The sequence below is a fragment of the Flavobacterium plurextorum genome (assembly GCF_002217395.1).
In the GTDB taxonomy this organism is placed as follows: Bacteria; Bacteroidota; Bacteroidia; order Flavobacteriales; family Flavobacteriaceae; genus Flavobacterium; species Flavobacterium plurextorum.
In genome coordinates this window covers 461-3,088 of record NZ_MUHD01000060.1, presented here as the reverse complement: position 1 = coordinate 3,088, position 2,628 = coordinate 461, and the positions used below count along the sequence as shown (strand labels likewise).

At 29.6% G+C, this 2,628-nt stretch carries 3 protein-coding genes; 1 reads left to right on the top strand and 2 read right to left on the bottom strand.

Features of this window, described 5'->3' with window-relative positions:
* The first annotated feature begins 74 nt into the window (after positions 1–74).
* On the top strand, positions 75–674 hold the full coding sequence (locus B0A81_RS21485) for a hypothetical protein (RefSeq protein WP_123922223.1): 600 nt from the start codon (positions 75–77) through the stop codon (positions 672–674).
* Positions 675–1,228: 554 nt separating this feature from the next.
* On the opposite strand, the gene B0A81_RS21475 is transcribed toward B0A81_RS21485, so the two are convergent.
* Complete coding sequence (locus B0A81_RS21475; protein WP_165768110.1) at positions 1,229–1,975, bottom strand: hypothetical protein; 747 nt, start codon at positions 1,973–1,975, stop codon at positions 1,229–1,231.
* 136 nt (positions 1,976–2,111) lie between these two features.
* On the bottom strand, positions 2,112–2,628 hold a 517-nt coding region (locus tag B0A81_RS21470; RefSeq protein ID WP_165768109.1), incomplete at its 5' end, for an O-antigen ligase family protein.

Sequence of the window (2,628 nt, the reverse complement as noted above, 5' to 3'; positions counted from 1 at the left end):
ATTGTATTTTATAATATTGAAAATTTTATTTGAATATACCAATTATATATTAGTGAATTAAAAATGCTATTTACATGAATATGGTTAGTGAAATTTTAAGAAACGTAGTTTATTCATATTACCCTAAAGATGTTTGTTTTAATACAGAAATTACTAAATATCTTGGCAGTGATGAATATCAAAAATTGTATCAGCGTATTAAAAAGTTTGATCATGAGCACAGACAAGATATATCAAAAGGAATTATTAGGGAATTTAAAAAAAATAATTATTTAAAAAATTTTGAAGATTTTACTTTGCTTGATTTGGGAGAAAGATGTATGACTTTTAGCCTTACTGTGATAAGGGACGGTAATTTATACACAATTTCATTGTTTCTTACTGTTATAGTTCCGTACTATTCTATTAAATTAAAAAAACATAAAGCGGAATTATTATTTTCAGAACCAAAAAAATTGGCACTGCAAGAAATTGGTCCAGAATCAAAAAAGATCACTGATATAATTTTAATAGTTGAAAATTTTGTTGAAAATAGATTGGGGCAAAAAAAAATCCCTGAAGATTTACTTAATCATATAATACAAGATGTGAGTTATCAAGATTTAGAAATAGGCAGTTTCACTATGTTTAATGCCTTTTTTAATAATTTAAAATTAGACGAACATGATAATTAAGTTAAATAAGTTTAAAATAGCTATGCCATGGCTGATTTTTTTATTCTTCTTCGGAACTGTCTTATTATTTTGTTCATCATTCTTTATTGATAAGGAATTTAGCTTGCAAACTATTGTAAATCATTTCAGGGATATAAAGATGTATTGGTGTCTGCTTCATTCTTTTGTAACAACAGTTTTCCTTTTTTACTTTTTATCATTTTGGATGTATCTCATAAATAAAACTGCTAATAGAAAAATGATGGATTAAATATCATCGAGTAAAAAGCAATCTTTTAAATTCAATGGTGTACTAATATAATTTCACAGCCGGTAGATTTAAATTTGAAATGGGGAAACCTGTGAGAAAGCCATTGTTTATTATCTTAATGAACTTACAATTTGTGGAACAACAGATAGCAGGCCTATGATAAAAATAAATTATGACTGCTTGGCGTATTCTTTTCAGCTGCCAGCTGATAAAATTAATCAGCAGAAATTATATTTTCCATGTTGATGATATTAAATTTCAAAACATCTTTATATATAAGCTTTTTTAAAGTTAGCATTTATTTTTATATTTTTGTTTTAACTACTAGGTTAAATGTTCTTTTCAAAACCTGATTATTTAGTAAATTATAGGACACATTACCAATGATGTTTTTGTAAGATTTTGTTTTGTAAAATTTGTACCTTATTTGTACCTCGACATTGATTATCCCTTGTAAAATCAGGAAAGTTAATTTCTGCATCGGAAATTCGTCTTCTGATACAAATATGATTTTCTGCTTTGAATAAGCTCTATTATCTTCTATCAATTTTATTAATGCTTTTTCTTTAGATGATAACTCAGTAAACTTTTCTCTATATACCAATTCTATCTCTTCTCTCCTGTTGCTTGATAATAGAATTAAACTTGTAATAGGAATTTTTTTTTGTATGAAACAGCATAGAATTGTATATTCTTTGAGCAAATGAAGGCGTTCTAAATCTGTATCACCTGGGTAATACAGGAATAAAATGCCAACACCATCAATTTCCATGAAATTGCTTGGCAATGTAGAACCTTTAAAACCTTTGAAATGATCTTTAAAATTGAAGTAACGTGCTGCAATGCTACGCCTTTTTAAGCGGCTAAATGAAAGCAGTTTTTTTGCCACAGTTACTTTATCAGCTGGCAGTTTTTTTAAAGTATTATTTTCAAGGATATCGTCTCTGACCAGGTTGTCTATAAAATAACTTACCTTATCGGCTTCCTCTCTGTTTTTTTTTAGTTGAGTCGATGCAAAAGTCGCCCACTCCCTGTCAATTAGTAGGCTCATTTGTTTTTCATTTTTCTTGAGAACATTCGGAAAATTGTGGCCTCCTTTAAAATAGTATGCCAAAAGATCTTTTTCGCTTCCCGAGATCAGAATAGTGGGCTTGTCAGTGTCGATGTCAATCGTGAAGAGCTCTTCTTTAGCGGCATCTGTAATATCGGAAGCAGCTCCGATAGCCGAAAAACGGTTTTTCGCTGACCATCATTGCAGATAATTTCCATATAAAAGCTCTTCCTTGTGAAGACGCTTTTTTACTGTTGTATAATTGATTTGCGATTGAAAGGGTAAAAAGAAGACCAATTATTACAAGTATCTTTACAACAGTTTTATTGCGCTGATTTCTTACCCAGTTGATAAAAGAATACTCTAGCGTAAAATAGACAATCACAGCGATCATACTGCCAATAAAAGCGGCTCTGCACTTTAGCAGAATTAATGCAATTACTAAAAGAAAAAAGCCGGCTTGATATGTTTTTTTGCGATTCTCTTTAAAACTGTAAAGAAAAATAGGAACGCACATTGCTAAAAACTGCGCAGTAACATTTGGATTTATCCAAGTTCCTGTCACGATAAAAAACTCACTTTTACTTTTAATAAATCCTAAATATTGTAAAATACAATAACACGATTCTAATACTGCTATTACAAGAACTCCA